Source organism: Providencia heimbachae ATCC 35613 (genome assembly GCF_001655055.1).
Taxonomy (GTDB): Bacteria; Pseudomonadota; Gammaproteobacteria; order Enterobacterales; family Enterobacteriaceae; genus Providencia; species Providencia heimbachae.
In genome coordinates this window covers 1-426 of the sequence record NZ_LXEW01000064.1, presented here as the reverse complement: position 1 = coordinate 426, position 426 = coordinate 1, and the positions used below count along the sequence as shown (strand labels likewise).

The 426-nt window shown below is 49.5% G+C and carries 1 protein-coding gene; it reads right to left on the bottom strand.

What is annotated here, in order from left to right:
- The coding region (locus M998_RS19705; RefSeq protein WP_375342658.1) for a hypothetical protein at window positions 1–426 on the bottom strand (426 nt) is incomplete at both ends.

Below are 426 nucleotides of genomic sequence, written 5' to 3'. Positions count from 1 at the left end.
CGCCAACTGTTTTTGCGCCGCCGCATAATTTTGTTCGTTCTGCGCTAATGCCGTTTGCAGCTGTTGTTGCTGTTTTTGACTATCCGCATACTGTTTTGACAGCGTATCTTGCGCCGTTTGATGGGCTTGTAATTGTTGCTTCGCGGCCGCTAACTCGGCTTCTAAAGCAGCTTTTTGCTCAGCTTTTGCGGTTTGTGCCGCTAAAGCCGCTTGAATTTTATCCGCTTGCTGGGCTTTTTCGGCTAACTGCGCGGTTAGCTGCTGATTTTTCTCGGCTAATGCTTTCGCATCCGCTTGCTGTTTCGCTAAAGCCTCACGGGTGGTTTGGCTGTTGACTTCCGCGTGTTTTAGACCCTCTTCTTTTTGCTTCAGCAAGGCCAGTTGTTTGTTCAGATCGTCTGTCAACGCTTTCACTTGCTGGTCGCT